At 43.1% G+C, this 16195-nt stretch carries 16 protein-coding genes and 1 riboswitch; of the genes, 9 read left to right on the top strand and 7 right to left on the bottom strand.

Annotated features, from left to right (window positions below; genetic code table 11):
• Window positions 1–226 precede the first annotated feature (226 nt).
• The 5 genes from K5L93_RS01295 to K5L93_RS01275 all read left to right on the top strand — a co-directional run bounded on the left by K5L93_RS01295 (window position 227) and on the right by K5L93_RS01275 (window position 5387).
• Window positions 227–1141, top strand: a complete 915-nt coding sequence (locus K5L93_RS01295) for a dienelactone hydrolase family protein (RefSeq protein WP_220718127.1) — start codon at window positions 227–229, stop codon at window positions 1139–1141.
• 144 nt (window positions 1142–1285) lie between these two features.
• The gene (locus K5L93_RS01290) at window positions 1286–2326 is read left to right on the top strand and encodes a bifunctional transcriptional activator/DNA repair enzyme AdaA (RefSeq protein ID WP_220718126.1); all 1041 of its coding nucleotides are present in this window, start codon (window positions 1286–1288) and stop codon (window positions 2324–2326) included.
• Window positions 2293–2691 carry a luciferase domain-containing protein gene (locus K5L93_RS01285; RefSeq protein WP_220718125.1) on the top strand — a complete coding sequence of 133 codons (399 nt, stop codon included), beginning with the start codon at window positions 2293–2295 and terminating at the stop codon, window positions 2689–2691. The genes K5L93_RS01290 and K5L93_RS01285 overlap by 34 nt, the downstream gene beginning before the upstream one ends.
• A gap of 114 nt (window positions 2692–2805) precedes the next feature.
• Window positions 2806–4671 carry a putative nucleotidyltransferase substrate binding domain-containing protein gene (locus tag K5L93_RS01280; RefSeq protein WP_220718124.1) on the top strand — a complete coding sequence of 622 codons (1866 nt, stop codon included), beginning with the start codon at window positions 2806–2808 and terminating at the stop codon, window positions 4669–4671.
• 8 nt (window positions 4672–4679) lie between these two features.
• A complete protein-coding gene (locus K5L93_RS01275) occupies window positions 4680–5387 on the top strand; it encodes an exonuclease domain-containing protein (RefSeq protein ID WP_220718123.1) in 708 nt (235 codons plus the stop codon).
• Window positions 5388–5602: 215 nt separating this feature from the next.
• On the opposite strand, the gene dsbB is transcribed toward K5L93_RS01275, so the two are convergent.
• Together dsbB and nhaB are read right to left on the bottom strand one after the other, a co-directional pair.
• Window positions 5603–6136 (bottom strand): disulfide bond formation protein DsbB, encoded by a 534-nt coding sequence (gene dsbB, locus K5L93_RS01270; protein WP_220718122.1) that lies wholly within the window; start codon window positions 6134–6136, stop codon window positions 5603–5605.
• Between the two features lie 51 nt (window positions 6137–6187).
• Window positions 6188–7759, bottom strand: coding sequence for a Na(+)/H(+) antiporter NhaB (nhaB, locus tag K5L93_RS01265; protein ID WP_220718121.1), 1572 nt, complete (start codon window positions 7757–7759; stop codon window positions 6188–6190).
• A gap of 246 nt (window positions 7760–8005) precedes the next feature.
• Between nhaB and fadR the strand changes: the two genes are divergently transcribed.
• Window positions 8006–8722, top strand: coding sequence for a fatty acid metabolism transcriptional regulator FadR (gene fadR, locus K5L93_RS01260; protein WP_220718120.1), 717 nt, complete (start codon window positions 8006–8008; stop codon window positions 8720–8722).
• Between the two features lie 49 nt (window positions 8723–8771).
• On the opposite strand, the gene K5L93_RS01255 is transcribed toward fadR, so the two are convergent.
• The 3 genes from K5L93_RS01255 to K5L93_RS01245 all read right to left on the bottom strand — a co-directional run bounded on the left by K5L93_RS01255 (window position 8772) and on the right by K5L93_RS01245 (window position 10306).
• Window positions 8772–9131: a glutaredoxin family protein gene (locus K5L93_RS01255; protein ID WP_220718119.1), complete on the bottom strand. Its 360-nt coding sequence runs from the start codon at window positions 9129–9131 to the stop codon at window positions 8772–8774.
• Between the two features lie 64 nt (window positions 9132–9195).
• A complete protein-coding gene (locus tag K5L93_RS01250) occupies window positions 9196–9750 on the bottom strand; it encodes a TMEM165/GDT1 family protein (RefSeq protein WP_220718118.1) in 555 nt (184 codons plus the stop codon).
• 13 nt (window positions 9751–9763) lie between these two features.
• Window positions 9764–9940, bottom strand: a riboswitch (yybP-ykoY riboswitch).
• A 33-nt stretch (window positions 9941–9973) separates the two neighbouring features.
• Window positions 9974–10306, bottom strand: a complete 333-nt coding sequence (locus K5L93_RS01245) for a translation initiation factor (protein WP_220718117.1) — start codon at window positions 10304–10306, stop codon at window positions 9974–9976.
• Window positions 10307–10507: 201 nt separating this feature from the next.
• Between K5L93_RS01245 and K5L93_RS01240 the strand changes: the two genes are divergently transcribed.
• From K5L93_RS01240 to K5L93_RS01230, 3 genes are read left to right on the top strand one after another with little or no spacing between them, the layout of a single operon-like run.
• Window positions 10508–10735 (top strand): FeoA family protein, encoded by a 228-nt coding sequence (locus K5L93_RS01240; protein ID WP_152782511.1) that lies wholly within the window; start codon window positions 10508–10510, stop codon window positions 10733–10735.
• Window positions 10732–12990, top strand: a complete 2259-nt coding sequence (feoB, locus tag K5L93_RS01235; RefSeq protein ID WP_220718116.1) for a Fe(2+) transporter permease subunit FeoB — start codon at window positions 10732–10734, stop codon at window positions 12988–12990. The genes K5L93_RS01240 and feoB overlap by 4 nt, the downstream gene beginning before the upstream one ends.
• Window positions 12971–13213 (top strand): FeoC-like transcriptional regulator, encoded by a 243-nt coding sequence (locus tag K5L93_RS01230; protein ID WP_220718115.1) that lies wholly within the window; start codon window positions 12971–12973, stop codon window positions 13211–13213. Before feoB ends, K5L93_RS01230 begins: the two co-directional genes overlap by 20 nt.
• Window positions 13214–13313: 100 nt before the next feature.
• Here the strand turns inward: K5L93_RS01230 and K5L93_RS01225 are convergent, their stop codons facing one another.
• Window positions 13314–14852 carry an EAL domain-containing protein gene (locus K5L93_RS01225; RefSeq protein WP_220718114.1) on the bottom strand — a complete coding sequence of 513 codons (1539 nt, stop codon included), beginning with the start codon at window positions 14850–14852 and terminating at the stop codon, window positions 13314–13316.
• A gap of 118 nt (window positions 14853–14970) precedes the next feature.
• Window positions 14971–16188, bottom strand: a complete 1218-nt coding sequence (locus K5L93_RS01220) for an ROK family protein (protein ID WP_220718113.1) — start codon at window positions 16186–16188, stop codon at window positions 14971–14973.
• Window positions 16189–16195 lie beyond the last annotated feature (7 nt).

Genomic DNA, 16195 nt, shown 5'->3' with positions numbered 1-16195 from the left:
TGGATTAGTGCAAAGTGATTAGCTTGTTTAGGGGCATTAAAAATAGTGCTGATCTTAAATTGGTATTATGCCGTTGGTATAGACTGAACCTGCAAGCCTCATGTGACTAAGTGGTTTGTCGCGTAGTCAATTTAATTGCTCAAGGAATAAAAATATAGCCAAGTGATACCAAGAACATCTATTTGGTCTAAGGTCATACATTAAGGTAAAGGTAAGGAAGCTAACTATGGATTCATCTAAAACTGAAGTGCTAGCAACTCAACAAAGCTATTCTATTCCTCAAGAAGCATTTGATTGGTATGACGAATATGCACACGGACTTATTGATCGCCGAACGTTTTTAGCTCGTTTGTCTAAACTGGCGGCAGTTGGGTTTTCAATGGCGGTGTTATCGTCGGCTTTACTTCCTAATTACGCGCTGGCTGAACAAGTGTCGTTTAACGATCCTGATATTAAAGCAAGCTTCGCAACTTTTGCTTCCCCCCAGGGTTACGGTGAGGGTAGAGGGTATCTTGTTATGCCCGCAAATTTACAGGGCAAAGCACCCGTAGTATTGGTTATTCACGAAAACCGAGGGCTTAATCCTTATGTGAAAGACGTAGCAAGGCGTTTAGCTAAACAAGGTTTTATAGCCTTTGCCCCGGACGCCTTATACAGCTTAGGCGGATACCCAGGGAATGATGATGAAGGGCGAAGCATGCAAAAGTCATTAGACCGCGGTAAAATTGAACAGGACTTTTTAGCTGCTGCTCAGTTTCTAAAAAAACATGATGCAAGCAACGGTAAACTTGGCGCAGTGGGTTTTTGCTTTGGAGGTTATGTAGTAAATATGCTTGCAGCGCGAATGGGTAGCGAGCTTGACGCTGGAGTGCCATTTTATGGAACGCCGGCGGCCAAAGAGCTTAGAGCCAACATCAAAGCACCATTACAAATTCAATTAGCAGAACTTGATAAGCGGGTTAACGCAACGTGGCCAGAGTATGAGCAAGACCTATTGGCCAATAAGGTTGATTTTGAAATGCACATGTACTCAAAAGCTAACCATGGTTTCCATAATGACTCTACTGGCCGCTATGATGAAGAGAATGCAGAACTGGCGTGGAACAGAACTATTGCATTTTTTGAGCAGCATCTAGCCTAGTTATCTTGCCAGTGTTTAGGGTTAGTTTTCACCACGTGAAGCTAGCCCTATACTTTAGTTAAAAATACTTGTTCAGTTTTCGGTAGCGCTGCTCAGCAAACTTGCTAATGTAGTTCCAAGTCTGTTCTATGTAGTGAAAAGTTTATGAAAGCACTAAGTTTTCAGCAAAAGTATCAAGCTATGAGTCGCAGAGATGCTCAGTATGAAGGCGTTTTTTATACCGCGGTTAAAACCACCGGCATTTTTTGTCGGCCTAGCTGCAGGGCCCGTAAACCTAAAATTGACAATGTGGTTTTCTACGACACCGTGCAACAAGCATTACAGCACGGTTATCGCGCATGCAAGGTGTGTAAACCGATGCAGCCGCTGGATGCTGCACCTTCAGGTATTAAGCAGTTATTGGACGACCTTCAGCAAGACAACTTCACGCGAATTCAAGATGGTGACTTGCGTGAGCGAGGTTTAGAACCCGCGCAAGTGCGCCGTTGGTTTAAGAAACATCATGGCATTACCTTTCACGCTTACCAGCGGATGTTGCGGATTAACTCAGCTTTTAGCCAAATTCAACAAGGGGATAGTGTAAGCAATAGCGCCTTTGATAGCGGTTATGAATCGCTAAGTGGCTTTAACGACAGCTATAAAAAAGTATTTGGCGGAGCGCCTAGTGAACAAAACCAAGCAGTTATCAACATTGTTCGTTTCACCACGCCCATTGGGCCAATGTATGCCTGTGCCACTGATAAAGGGCTTTGTTTATTGGAGTTTACCGATAGACGCATGCTAGAAACTGAGTTTGCCGATCTTACCAAGCGATTAAAAGCGGTGATTTTGCCAGGAGATAATCCGCACTTAGACCAAGTTCAACAGGAAATTGCAGAGTATTTTGAGGGAAGCCGCAAACAGTTTGACGTGGCGCTAGACACCCCAAGCACCGAGTTTAGACAAAAAGTTTGGCAAGGCTTAATGGACATTCCTTACGCCGAAACGCGCAGTTACGGCCAACAAGCGGAGTATCTACAAGTTCCTAATGCCGTGCGAGCTGTGGCATCGGCGAATGGGCAAAATCGTATTAGTATCATTATTCCTTGTCATCGGGTAGTTGGCGCTAACGGTCAATTAACCGGTTATGGTGGGGGAATTCACCGCAAAGATTGGCTGTTAAAGCACGAGCAGGCAAATCGCTAAGTCTTTTGGTTTTACTGGTAGAAGGAGGGGAGCTTATCGAGGAGCAATCAAGCTTAAAACAACAGTTGCACCATTGGTTAGAAGCTCAACAAGGTGTGAGTAGCGTGTTTTGGCCAAATGACAAAGGCGGCTTTTATGGTTTTCGCTATAAAGAATGTGAGTTTGCTCATTTTCATCAATCTGATGAACTTGATCTAAAGCTAGGCAAAAACACCATTACTAAGTTGGGTTTGGTACGGCCGGCTCGCTCGCTTGTTCATCCCAAGCGCAGTGCAGGATCTGCATGGATAGAGCTAGCATTTAGTGATTCGCAAGATCTAGAAAAGATAAAGGACTTGGTGAGGCTGGCAATATCTCAGCTATAGTTGCTCTAGGCCGTGAGTTATAAGCGGTTAATATCTCGACATATTGAAGTTAGCTCATAGTATTTCTGCAAAATAGCAATATAATACTACTATTGCTGATTATAGGTTGTCACCATGCCGCAAACCCTACTGCCAAACATTATTGAGTTCCTCTCGCAAATTTATCCTTTTAATTTGTTGCCACCTAAATTGCAGCGTCAAATAGGGGAGTCGGTGCAAATTACCTATTTAGCGCGTGGCGAAAAAATCAACTTTGGCAGCGAGAAGCAAGAGTGTTTTCTATACATTATTCGCACTGGCGCAATGGAGCAGCGTAAACCCAATGGAGTTTTACGCTCAAAGTTAGGTGAGGAAGATTTATTTGGTTTTACTTTTTTAGCGCCACTTAAAGATGCATTAGACGGATACAGTGCTACGGCGATAGAAAACACCTTGTTATACATGGTGCCACATAGCCAACTCACTCAGTTACTAGAAGAGCATCCAGAATATGCGGATAGCTTTGCCTCTAAAGCGCGAGTGCGCTTGCAGTCGGCGCTTAATGTGGTGTGGTCAGACAATGAAAAAGGTTTGTTTTTCAAAAAAGTCTCTGAAGTTGCTAGCGGTACCGTGGCAGTTGTTACTGGTGACATGTCTATTCAAGCGGTGGCTAAAGAAATGCGCGAGCAATGCCGTTCATCAACCGCTGTAATCAAACAAAATGGGGTGATTAGTGGCTTAATTACCGACCGAGATATGACCAAGCGAGTAATTGCAGAGGGCTACGACATAAGCTGTCCTATCAGCGAGGTGATGACAACACCTGCCATTACCACCAAACCTAACGACCTTATTCTTACTGCTGCTTCGTTAATGATGGAGCACAGTATTCGCAGTTTACCGGTAGTTGAAAACAATCAGGTACTTGGCTTACTTACAACCTCGCACCTAGTGCAAAAGCATCGGGTACAAGCGATTTTTCTTATTGAAAAGATCAAATACACCGAAAGCATTGAAGGTCTAGCTAAGCTCACTCCCGAGCGACAAGCTATTTTTGAAGCTTTAGTGGAAGGCAAAGTAAGGGTGGAAGTAATCGGCCGCGTAATGGCGATGATTATGGATGCTTACAATCGCCGACTTATTCAAATGGCTGAGCAAAAGCTTGGCAAGCCGCCTTGTTCGTATACTTGGGTGGTGGCAGGCTCGCATGCCCGTAACGAAGTGCACATGCTCTCAGATCAAGACAGCGCAATTATTTTGCCAGAAGGCGCGAGTAAATCAGACAAAATCTACTTTACCCACTTAGCCATGTACGTGTGTAATGCGATGGCTAGCTGTGGTTACCCATTGTGTAGCGGCAAATTTATGGCCGCTACGCCTAAGTGGTGCCAGCCAATTAATGTGTGGAAAGAGTATTACCGTAAGTGGGTCTCTAATCCAGAATACAGCATGTTACTTAACGCCACGGTATTTATGGAAGTGCGTTGTATTCATGGTGATAGTAGCTTGTCTGAGCAATTGCAGCAGTATTTGTACAGTTTGCTAAATAACAATAAAACCTTTTTAAATTCCTTAGTGACAGACTCCGTTTCGGTTAACCCGCCACTGGGTATCTTCAATAATTTGGTGCTAGAAAAAGGCGGCGAACACAGCGAAATGCTCGATATTAAAAAGTACGCTTTGTTACTTATTGTCGATTTAGGCCGAATTTATGGCTTGGCAGTAAACTGCGATGACACTGGCACCGAGCAACGCTTTAACCAAGCAGCCAAGCAACATATTTTAAGTGATGATGCCCTTAAAGATGTATTGGGTGCTTACCGCTTTATTACCCAGTTACGCTTTCGTCATCAGTTAAAAGCCTTAAAAGAGGGGCAACAGCCCAACAACTACATCGCACCTAAAAGTTTTGGTAACTTTGAGCGTGAACACCTAAAAGATGCCTTTAGAATTATTGGTAATCTGCAAGATGCAGCCAAGTTGCGTTTTAGTGAGAAGTAGTTTTAGCTATGTTTAAGCGTTTTAAACCCATAGCAAAGCTGACTAAACAGCGCAGTAAGGCTTTAGCTTCTACACAGTTGCCAAAGCAGCTCGTTGAGCTACTAAAGTCTGAATTACCTAAAGAAAGTGAGCTAATAAAAGACCTAGAGTTTTTAGCCTTTGATATAGAAACAACCGGTTTAGACCCCAGCACAGATCAAATCTTAAGCATTGGTTTTGTGCCAATGAAAAACTTGCGGATCAACATGCAGGATGCAGAGCATTATTTCGTAAATAGCGGCACCCAGGTAAAAGCCGAAACCGCTGTTATTAATCAAATAGTGCCAGAGATGTTAGAGCAGGGCATTAGCCTAGATGCGGCAATGGATAAGCTATTTAAAGCTATGCGCAACAAAGTTTTATTGGTTCACGGTCGCTGCGTGGAGCAACAGTTTATAGAAGCGTATTTGCAGCAGCGTTATCAAGATAGTCATTTCCCAGTATTATGGATTGATACCTTAAGCATCGAGAAGTCTTTACTAGCGAATGCAAATCGTCAAAAAACCGGAGATTATCGTTTAGCTTCAGTACGTAAACGCTATGGTTTGCCTGATTACCCAGGGCACAACGCGCTAGTGGATGCAGTAGCCACCGCGGAGTTATTGCTTGCTCAAAGCAAACGTGTTTATGCTCAAACCCCACAAGTTATTGGTGCTTTAGTGAAAAATAAACGCTAATTATCTCTGTGAAATTATGATTTAAATGGCATCCGTGTATCTCTTCGGCTGACGTTTAAAGCGCTGTTAGGGCTTTGGTTAATACTTCCTTCTGAAAATGGAAGTTGTGATTGGTATTTTTAGAGGTTGAAAAACGGAAACCTAAAAAATAGGTCCCCGATTGTTTTTGAGCTGTGTGAGCGGTCAACTGATTGCTGTTTGTCCTGCAGTACTTATTAGGATGGCTTTAAATTTCTAGCTTGTTTTTTGCGCCATTGTAGGCCAAAGAACGTAATACCGGCAGTTAAAAATACAGCAAATATCAAGATTAGCCATTGTGGCATAGACCAACCTAAGAACATCCACGAAATCTTGTCACAGAAGCCTGTTGGGTTAAATAACCAAGGTACCCACTTATCTAATGGCGCCCATTCTGGAAAGTTGGCGAAGAAGTCACAAGTCGCGAATGGGTTAGGATTCATTTGATAATCGGTGTGAGTAATAGCCAGCTGCAAGCCCCAAGCTGCGCTTACTATCCACATTCCAAATGCTGTTAAGCGAATAATCAGGTTTTGAGGGGCTATCCATCCAATGAGGCCCGCGAACATTAAACCAAACATGGCTACACGCTCATAAATACACATAACACAAGGGTCGAGCTTCATTACGTGTTGGAAGAATAAGGCACACAATTCTAGTGACAAGCTACCAATAAAAAGCAGAAACCAAGGTTTACGTTGGTACGGCATGCTGCTTAAAAAGTTGAGCATAATCAGAAACTCCGATAAAAAAAGGCGATGCAAGCATCGCCGTTTTTATTTTTAATGTCCAGCAGAAACCGCCGATGCTGCTCCTGCAACGTGATGGCTGATCCAACCCATATCGTAGAAGTATTGGGTAGCAGGAATAAGTGCGTATTCCACACATAATAAACCAATACCGGCGAGCACAATAGTGTAAGGCAACGCCATCCAAACCATGCGGCCGTATGATAAGCGTAACAATGGCGCTAACGACGATGTTAGTAAGAATAGGAAGGCCGCTTGACCGTTTGGCGTGGCAACCGAAGGTAGGTTAGTACCGGTGTTAATTGCTACCGCTAACATGTCGAACTGATCTCGGGTGATTTGTCCTTCTAACCAAGCTGCTTTTACTTCGTTAATGTAAACCGTGCCCACAAACACATTGTCACTGACCATCGATAGCAAGCCGTTTGCTATATAGAAAGCAACTAGCTGGCCTTCGTTTTCAATCGACAATACCCAGTGAATCACTGGTTTAAATAGCTCTAAGTCAATAATTACCGCAACAATAGAGAAGAACACCGCTAATAGGGCTGTAAATGGCAGGGCCTCTTCAAAGGCTTTACCTAGCTGATGCTCTTCAGTAATGCCAGTAAATGAAGTAGCAAGAATAATCACTGATAAACCAATTAAGCCAACAGCGGCTAAGTGCAATGCAAGACCAATAATTAACCATACAGCAATAACTGCTTGAACAATCAGTTTTGCACGGTCACGGTTGGTCCGCTTTTGATCTTCGTGTTTATCGTAGTCGGTAAGAATTTGGCGAACGTTTGCTGGTAACTTGCTACCGTAACCAAACTTGCCAACTTTCTCTAAGGCCACACAAGTAATTAAACCACATACTAAAACAGGCAGAGATACCGGTGCCATTCTCAGGAAGAACTCGAAGAACTGCCAGCTAGACTGGTCTGCAATGATCAGGTTTTGCGGTTCACCTACCATGGTACATACGCCACCTAAAGCGGTACCTACACCTGCATGCATCATTAAGCTACGTAAGAATGCGCGAAAGCCTTCTAAGTCATCACTGCTTAAGTCATCGCCAGTGTGGTCATGTTTTTGGTGGAAATCTTTGCCAGATGCCACTTTGTGGTAAATGCTGTAGAAGCCAATCGCTACGCTAATGACTACTGCTATTACGGTTAAGGCATCTAAGAATGCTGATAAAAAGGCGCCGGCTGCACAAAAGGCTAAAGACAAAATGGCTTTGTCTTTAATTTTGATAAGCATCTTGGTGAAAACAAACAGCAACAGTTGTTTCATGAAGAAAATGCCAGCCACCATGAAGATCAACAGCAGCACAACTTCGAAGTTGGCAACTAATTCATGTTTAACGGTTTCAGAGGATGTCATGCCTATTGCTACTGCTTCTATGGCAAGCAAGCCGCCCGGCTGAAGCGGGTAACATTTTAAGGCCATCGCAAGAGTAAAAATAAATTCGATAACTAGTAACCAACCTGCCGCAAACGGGTTGATATAGAAAACGATGGGGTTAATGATTAGAAATAAAACAATGGCTTTTTTATACCACAAAGGTGCATTGCCAAGAAAATTCTTAGCAAAAGCACTAGAAAGACTAGTATTCATCCTGAAATCTCATTGTTGTTCAAATGGCAGGTCGAGTTTCCCCTACGAAAACTCGTGCGCGATTGTATGTGATCTCACGCGGCTTTGGTAGTTGAACAACTGAAAATATCAAATTTATTCAAGTGTCGATAAAAATAGTCAAGAGATTTTCAAATTTGGAGGTTTGAGCTCAAACCACTTGCTTTAGCTTTCGTTAATGGTTTGTTATTATCCTTGCAATAAAAACGAAAATAGACTGAGTAAATAATGGTAATTAAAGCAAAAAGTCCAGCGGGATTCGCAGAACAATACATCATTGAATCTATCTGGAATAACCGTTTTGCTCCAGGCACAATTTTACCTGCCGAAAGAGAATTATCTGAGTTAATAGGTGTTACTCGAACCACTTTGCGCGAAGTGCTTCAGCGATTGGCGCGGGATGGATGGTTAACGATTCAACACGGCAAGCCCACCAAAGTGAACAACTTTTGGGAAACCGCAGGGCTTAATATTTTAGAAACCTTGGCCCGTTTAGATACCGATGGTGTGCCAGAGTTGTTTGAACAGCTGCTGTCGGCAAGAACCAACATTAGTGTGATTTTTATTCGTGGCGCCCTAAAAAACAACCCAGAGAAAAGTCGCCAACTTATTGAGCAATACAAACAACTTGAACAAACTGGCGAAGCTTACGCTGAATTTGACTACCAAGTGTTACACGGTTTATCTTTTGCGTCTGGCAACCCATTATACGCGCTTATCTTAAATGGCTTTAGGGGCATGTATAGAAGTGTTGGTAAGTATTATTTTGATGATCCTCAAGCCAGAATCTTGGTGGACAACTTCTATCAGGAGTTGATAGCTTTAGCCGACAGTGGTGAGCACGATAAAGCGCTGCAGGTAGTGCGTAGTTACGGTATTGCCACAAGTGAAGTATGGAAGCGCCTGCGTGAAACCATGCCAAGTGATATTATGGAAGCAGACTAAGTTTGAGTTGCTAATAGTAAAAAGCTCCGCAATGCGGAGCTTTTGTGTTTTAAGCCACTTTGGCTTCTAGGTAGTTAATGATGTCGTTAGACTCGTAAAGCCATTCTACTTGGTCGCCATTTTCAATGCGTAAACAAGGTACTTTTCTTGAGCCCCCGTAGGCAATCAATTCTTCAAGATACTCTGGCTGCGCCTTAATATCCCGTAAACCGATGTTTATACCATTACGTTTCATCGAGCGACGTACTTTTACGCAAAACGGGCAAGCTGGCAGCTGATAAAGGTGTAAACCTTGGGTTTTTTGATCAACTATCGCTTGCTGTTCTGCACTTCTTATTACGCCCTTAGGGGAAAATACTGCGTTAAGTAACAATATAATGCGGCCTAAAATCCAACGAACTATTTTCATTATTACAACCTTGCTAACAATTTGCGGCTGAGTTTAACACAACCAGAGCGCAGCAAAAGCCTTACTAGAACACCAATGTAGTAACGCCCAGCACCAAAAACAAAATAGCAGTAACACGATGAATGAGAGTCATAGGCAATTTCTCTACGCCAAGTTTACCCAGCAGCACTACAGGCACGTTGGCTAAACACATTCCGATGGTAGTGCCGGTAATCACCATAAACATCGAGTCATACTTGGCCGCTAAAATCACGGTCGCAACCTGGGTTTTGTCGCCGATTTCGGCAATAAAAAATAAGATGAGCGAGGCCAAAAACGGGCCGTATTTGAGTAGTTTGTTATCGTCTTCATCTATTTTGTCTGGAACTAATACCCAAATGGCCATGGCAATAAAAGACAAGCCTACTAGCCAACGCAACAGCTCAGGGCTAAACCATTGTTGAATTTGTGCGCCAAACCATGCTGCGACGGCATGGTTAAGTAGCGTAGCGATAATAATGCCAGCAATAATCGGAATTGGTTTTCTAAATTTACAGGCGAGCAGCAGAGCAAGCAGTTGAGTTTTATCGCCTATTTCGGCAATGGCTACGGCAGTAATTGAAGTGAATAAAGCTTCCATTGGATCTCTTAATAAGAGGCGAGCAGATAAACCAATGCACATAACGCTGCTCACCTCTAAATAGCGTTAATGTGCATTTGGTCTTGCTAGGCCAGTGTTGGCTGCATTTACCATAGTGATGAGCACTAAGTATGTTGATAAATGCCCCATACCTTATTGATATGGGCAGCTACTCCCCAAAAGCGCGAAGAATATACCTAAAAGCCCTACCAAAGGCAATGGTTTAACCACCTATGCGTTTAGTTTTGTAATCTTTCTGCTTAAGCCAAACCTCTAGCTTGTCGCGCTGGTCACCTTGGATTTCGATAACGTAATCTTTAACGCTGCCACCTACGCCGCAGTGTTTTTTCATTTCTTTACATAAGGCTTTTAGCTCAGCTTCAGGTAAACCAAATCCAGCTAAACAGGTAACCCCTTTACCTTTTCTGCCTTTCGTTTCTCTACGCAGTTTAATAGTACCGTCTGTATCAGGTACTTGTTCAGCTTGTTGCTCTGGCTCAATGCGGCCCTGGTCTGTTGAGTAAACCAGTTGCGAAAGTTGGTCTTTGAATGACATCTTCAATCTACCTTATACGTAAGTTGTGCTGATGGTAGCGTATTTGTTCAGGAGGTTTCAAAAAATAGCGCTAAATATTTCTCACAAAAATACCAAGCTATCTATAAGCGTTTGATTTAGATCAACACGGAATAGTGATGTGTGTCGCACAATAAAATCAAATGAAAATCATTATTATTTAGACTTAGGTATGGAGGTTCCATGTCATTGGATGAAATAGCCACTGGTCAAAAGGCTCAAATATTGAGCTTAAATGGTTTACCGCGAGCAATGCGCAAGAAGCTTATGTCGTTGGGTATTTTACCCAATACGACCTTAACCATTGTAAGGCGCGCTCCACTTGGGGACCCTATCCAAGTTTCAGCACCTGGAATCAACCTTGCGCTAAGTAATGGCCAAGCAAAAGCGATTGAGGTGGATAGTCTATGAACAAACATATGATAGCCACCGTAGGTAACCCTAATAGCGGTAAAAGTACCTTGTTTAACGCTTTAACCGGCAGTAAACAAAAAGTAGGCAACTTTAGCGGGATAACCGTAGACAAAAAGTCTGGCTGGATCCGCCAAGCCGACTGGCAAGCAGAAGTCGTAGACTTGCCTGGTGTGTACAACATTGATCCGCAGCTTGATAAAAGCTCACTAGATGAGCGGATTGCTTGCGAGTTTTTGCAGTCTGAGCCACTCGACCTAGTCATTAATGTAATTGATGCCAGCGCAGTGGAGCGAAGCCTATATTTAAGCATTCAGCTTAAAGAGCTTGGCTTACCAGTGGTGTTGGTTCTAAATAAAATGGACACAGCTAAAGCTAAGCTACTTAATATTAAGGTGAAGCAATTTAGCGAGCAGTTTAATTTGCCTGTAGTGTGCTTGTCGGCCACCTCTAAAAAGCAGGTGAATGATTTTAAGCGCAACTTGCCTAAGCTAATGGAACAAGCCCAGAAAGCTCCGACTTTAAGCTTACAATACACCCAACAAATTGAAGCCTTTAGCTGCGAGTGGCAGCAAAAGCTTGACTTAAATAAAGGCCAAGTTCTGCGCTTGATTGAGCAGGACCCTTGGTTAATGGAGCAACTAGAGCCTGATTTACAGTTAGAATTCAGTCAAGCGCTGGGCCAATTCTCAACAACAGACGTTGACTTGGAGCTCGCTGACAGCCGCTATAGCTTTATCTACCAACTTACCCAAAGCTGTATCAGTAAAAAAGGCCAGCTAAGCCGCGATTATTCCGCGCTACTGGACAAAGTATTGCTTAACCGTTGGGTCGGTATTCCGGCCTTTTTAGGTGTTATGTACCTAATGTTCATGTTTGCCATTAACGGTGGCGCGGTGTTTATCGATTTTTTCGATATTACAGCGGGTACTATTTTTGTTGATGGGGTGAGCGAACTGTTAGCTAGTATTGGTGCGCCAGAATGGGCGAGCATTGTATTGGCCAGTGGAGTAGGGGTAGGCATACAAACCGTAGCAACCTTTATTCCGGTAATTGCTTGTTTGTACCTGTTTTTAGCTTTGTTAGAAAGCTCTGGTTACTTAGCGCGTGCTGCGTTTGTTGTTGACCGAGCTATGCAAGTTATCGGCTTACCCGGTAAAGCATTTGTGCCAATGCTAATGGGCTTTGGTTGTACCGTACCGGCCATCATGGCAACTCGGGTATTAGAAAAACACCGAGAACGGGTGCTTACCTCAGCAATGAGCCCGTTTATGTCTTGTGGCGCACGTTTACCTGTATATGCTTTGTTTGTTGCAGCGTTTTTCCCGGAGCAAGGGCAGAACATGGTGTTTGCTCTTTATATTGTGGGCATTATCGCCGCGATTATTACCGGTTTACTGCTCAAGTTCACACTGCTTCCTGGCACCGCTCAAGACTCAGTACTAGAGCTACCAGATTACCAATTCCCAACGGTATTTGGGGTATTGCTGCTGACTTGGCAAAAAGTGCGAGGCTTTATTGTTGGCGCCGGTAAAACCATTGTTTTAGTGGTAGCAATATTAAGTGTTCTTAACCACATTGGTACCGGTGGTGAGTTGGATGCTGAAGGTCAAGAACACTCCATATTAGCTCGCGCAAGTCAGTTTGTTACGCCGGTATTTGGCCCCATGGGTATTGAGCAAGATAACTGGCCAGCAACTGTAGGAATTGTAACCGGCCTGTTTGCTAAAGAAGCGGTAATTGGCACCTTAAATAGCCTATATGCTGATCCTGAAGAAGAGGCTGAAGCATGGACTTACTTAGGCCGTTTCCAAGAAGCCGGTCAAAGCATTGTCGATAACTTTAACGACCTTAATTATGGCGACCCGCTAGGCATTGCCATTGAAGAAGCTGATGATTTAACCAGCGCAGCAGAAATTAACGAAGTAGATGTAGGCACTATGTCACAGTTGTCGCAACACTTTAGCCAAGCATCGGCAGTATCGTTTATGTTGTTTATTTTGTTATACATGCCTTGTGCAGCAGCAATGGGCGCTTTGGTTAAGGAGCTGGGGCTAAAATGGGCAAGGTTGATTGGCGTATGGTCTACTTTGTTGGCTTATTGCACCGCAACTATTTATTACCAAGCAGCAACCTGGCAGCAGGCACCATTTTCAGCCAGCGTATTATTATTGGCAATGGTTATTGTTTTAAGCGTTTGGGTACTGTTCTTAAAGCGCCAAAAGGCTGAATATTATGATACTACAAGCGCTTAAAGCCTATATTGAAGAAAATCCGGGGGTGTTGTTAAACCAAGTGGCTAAGCATTTTTCGCTGAGCGATGATGCCGCGCTGGCCATGCTGCAACCCTGGGTAAAACGCCATAAACTGCGGGTGGTTAAGTTAGGCTCTTGCAACAAAGGTTGTGGTTGTAGCGCCAGTGAAGAACAGTGGCAGCTATTTTGGCAAAATGACAACAACATTGGTGTGACCTGCTAAGGGGGCTCCAGAAATGCATAAGGACAGCAACAAGCTGTCCTTTTTTGTAATCGATAAGTAAAAGCTCGCTTAAAGCTTAAGTTGTTTGACAAGCTAAAACTCATTCACTGTTGTTTGTGTGTTGGTAAGCTTTAACAAAAAGCGCTAAGGGCATTGGTTTTCCAAACATCCAGCCTTGGCCATATTCAACACCTAACTCTTCTAACACCTTGCTTTGCAGGGAATTTTCTATGCCTTCAGCAATGACCCTTAAATTGGATTTATGGGCAATATCAACCATGTGAGGCACTAAGGAAGAGCGAATCGAGCCAGCCTCTAAGTCAAACACAAAGCTTTTATCAATTTTCAAGTACTGGCAGCGAAAGCTTTTAAGCTGGGCCAAATTTGAGTAGCCGGTACCAAAATCGTCGATAGCAACTTCAAAACCTTGTTGAATTGCCGCGTTAATATTCTGGTTTGCTATTAGACTGTCTAGCTGCAAGTCTTCGGTAATTTCTAAGGTGATGTTTCCTGAAAAGTTTACTACTTCATCTAGCCTGCCAAGTTCTTCGATATTGTTATTTTCAACATCGTTAGGAAAAATATTAAAACTTATTTTGCAGTCACTTTGTATGGCTCCGCTTGACTGTAAGTCATTAAGAGCATTTTTTATGATCATTAGGGTGAAGGGCCAGGTCAGTTTTAAGGCGCGGATTTCTGAGATAAATTGGTCGGGGTATAGCTCACCTAAGGGATCTTTGAAACGCGCGAGTACTTCGCCACCAATAATACGTTTGGTTTTTAAGTCTACCAAAGGCTGAATTTGGTAGTAAAAGTAGCCTTTTCGAATGCCCCTGCGTAAGCGAGCGTTGATACTGTTGTGTCGCTTGAATAAACTTTCTGAACATATACTAGCAATTACACCAAAGGCTAGACTTAATAAAATAGAGAAAATCAAAAAACCTGTTTTGTTTTTAATTAAGGTGTAGTTATACATGCTTAGTGCAATACAAAAATTATAGTTTTCGCTGCAGTTGTGAAAGTAGTGGTAGTCGTCGGTGATTTCTTCATAACTGATTAATTCGCTGTGATTGAAAACCCCCAGAGTGCCGGATAGGTGGGTAACGTTGTTATTTGTATTGGACACTATCTCCCATTGGTTTTCGCCATATTCAAGTTTTGCAAAGGTACTGTTGTCTATCACAACATTAAAATCACCTTTACGGATAACCACCCCAGAATGCATGTTGTCGAATATAACTAGTTGCTGATTGAGCCAAACATCAAACCCTAAACTAGTAGTGAATGTGGGAGGCTCTAATTTGATTGGTTCTTTTAGCAAGCCGCCTGTTGTAGTGCAATGCAGCTTGTTATCTTTTACGTAGCCAACATCACGAATGAAGTGACTTAGAAAAACTGTTTGGCGCATTTTAGTTAGTGCCGATTGGCTGCAATCTTGGATATCAAGGTTTGCCAAATCATCAAGAGCGTGAAGCGAATCGTGAATTACCGATTGTGTGAGGTTGAGAGTATCATTTGCGTAGCGTCGTTGGTTTTCAGTGATTTCGGCAGAAAGTAGCATTAATGCAATGTACGCCATTAACGAACAGGCTATGAGGCCACTACTGATTACAATAGCTCGGTGAGTGAAGATCTGCATTAACCAAGTCCTTGTGAATAAACCTCTAAAGTAAAGCATAAAAATATCAATTATTCCTATGCTTTACCGCGTTTTGTGCTCACTCATCCTAATTAATGGATGGCTTATATAGAACTGCTTATTCTGGCTTTTGATTGATTAGGTGGATTAATAAGCTGCCATCGAGTAGAGCACGCTTCACTAGTGCTAGGCCACCAATGGTCGGGTTGTTTTGAAAGTGTGCTGCCTTTACAGGCAAGTCATCAGTAAAAGAGCTTAAGGCTTGATGTTGAATGCACTGCTGAATGGTGGGTAATAAAATTTCTTCAGCGTTCATTATTTCACCCGCTAAGACAATTTTTTGGGGATGAAATAAATTAATAGTAATGGCAATGCTGCTTCCTAATACTGTAGCAGCGCGTTGCAGTACTTGGCGGCACAACATGTCGCCTTGTTTAGCCGCAAAACAAACATCTTCAATAGTGAAGCCGGCTTCAAGCATACTTGGACTACCTTGCTCAATTAGCTCTTGCAAACGAGCTACAATAGCGGAGTTAGAGACGATAGTCTCGAGGCACCCTACATTACCGCACTGGCATTTTTTACCTAATGGGTCGACTTGTATATGACCGATTTCGCCAACATCTCGATGCTGGCTCATAAATACTTGGCCATTAACAATGATGCCGGCACTGGTGCCGTTATGCACAGTAATCAAAATTGAATCTAAGCAATCTTTAGTCGCACCAAAATAATGTTCTGCTAGCGCCATCGCGCGCGTATCGTTACCGATATAAGCGGGTAAACCGAAACGGCTTTCTATCATTTCACCCAGTGGACAATCACGTAGTTGGTAGTGTGGGGTATAAACTACAATGCCTTCGCCTGGATTAACTAAGCCAGACAAGGTTACTGCTACGGCAATAAGTTGTTTTTGTTCGCTAACATGTTGTGAAATAAAATCGGCGATTTTGTCTAGTAACTCTGTGCTTAATGGATCTTGCTCAAGCTCGTTTACCGGAAGCTTATCGTGGGCATGAGATACACCGCTTAAGTCAAATAGCGAGATATCTAAAGCTCCACGACCCAATCGCACCGAGACAAAGTAATAACAGCCTTGCTCTGCCATTAAGGAAATCGCGCGACGCCCGCCGGTTGAGGCCTGTTGGGCAACTTCTTTAATTAAGCCAGTTGCCAGCAGTTGGCGGGTGATTTTAGTCACACTGGCGGGGGCGAGCTGGCTTTGTTCAGCAATTTTTACCCGCGAGATTGGCCCTTGTTGGTCAATCATGCCGTATACAGCTGCGGTATTTACTTGCTTAACTTTATCTACATTTACGATTAATTTATCATTCATTTTTTTG

Source organism: Agarivorans litoreus (assembly GCF_019649015.1).
In the GTDB taxonomy this organism is placed as follows: Bacteria; Pseudomonadota; Gammaproteobacteria; order Enterobacterales; family Celerinatantimonadaceae; genus Agarivorans; species Agarivorans litoreus.
Note: the sequence above shows the minus strand (reverse complement) of the source record. Positions and strands in the feature narration are given on the sequence as shown.

Bases quoted from the DNA above. Each gene is read 5' to 3' on its own strand.
- K5L93_RS01240 (WP_152782511.1), top strand. From the start codon at position 10,508: ATGTCATTGGATGAAATAGCCACTGGTCAAAAGGCTCAAATATTGAGC.
- feoB (WP_220718116.1), top strand. From the start codon at position 10,732: ATGAACAAACATATGATAGCCACCGTAGGTAACCCTAATAGCGGTAAA.
- fadR (WP_220718120.1), top strand. From the start codon at position 8,006: ATGGTAATTAAAGCAAAAAGTCCAGCGGGATTCGCAGAACAATACATC.
- K5L93_RS01225 (WP_220718114.1), bottom strand. From the start codon at position 14,852: ATGCAGATCTTCACTCACCGAGCTATTGTAATCAGTAGTGGCCTCATA.
- K5L93_RS01280 (WP_220718124.1), top strand. From the start codon at position 2,806: ATGCCGCAAACCCTACTGCCAAACATTATTGAGTTCCTCTCGCAAATT.
- K5L93_RS01245 (WP_220718117.1), bottom strand. From the start codon at position 10,306: ATGTCATTCAAAGACCAACTTTCGCAACTGGTTTACTCAACAGACCAG.
- K5L93_RS01220 (WP_220718113.1), bottom strand. From the start codon at position 16,188: ATGAATGATAAATTAATCGTAAATGTAGATAAAGTTAAGCAAGTAAAT.
- K5L93_RS01230 (WP_220718115.1), top strand. From the start codon at position 12,971: ATGATACTACAAGCGCTTAAAGCCTATATTGAAGAAAATCCGGGGGTG.
- K5L93_RS01295 (WP_220718127.1), top strand. From the start codon at position 227: ATGGATTCATCTAAAACTGAAGTGCTAGCAACTCAACAAAGCTATTCT.
- nhaB (WP_220718121.1), bottom strand. From the start codon at position 7,759: ATGAATACTAGTCTTTCTAGTGCTTTTGCTAAGAATTTTCTTGGCAAT.
- K5L93_RS01250 (WP_220718118.1), bottom strand. From the start codon at position 9,750: ATGGAAGCTTTATTCACTTCAATTACTGCCGTAGCCATTGCCGAAATA.
- dsbB (WP_220718122.1), bottom strand. From the start codon at position 6,136: ATGCTCAACTTTTTAAGCAGCATGCCGTACCAACGTAAACCTTGGTTT.
- K5L93_RS01290 (WP_220718126.1), top strand. From the start codon at position 1,286: ATGAAAGCACTAAGTTTTCAGCAAAAGTATCAAGCTATGAGTCGCAGA.
- K5L93_RS01255 (WP_220718119.1), bottom strand. From the start codon at position 9,131: ATGAAAATAGTTCGTTGGATTTTAGGCCGCATTATATTGTTACTTAAC.
- K5L93_RS01275 (WP_220718123.1), top strand. From the start codon at position 4,680: ATGTTTAAGCGTTTTAAACCCATAGCAAAGCTGACTAAACAGCGCAGT.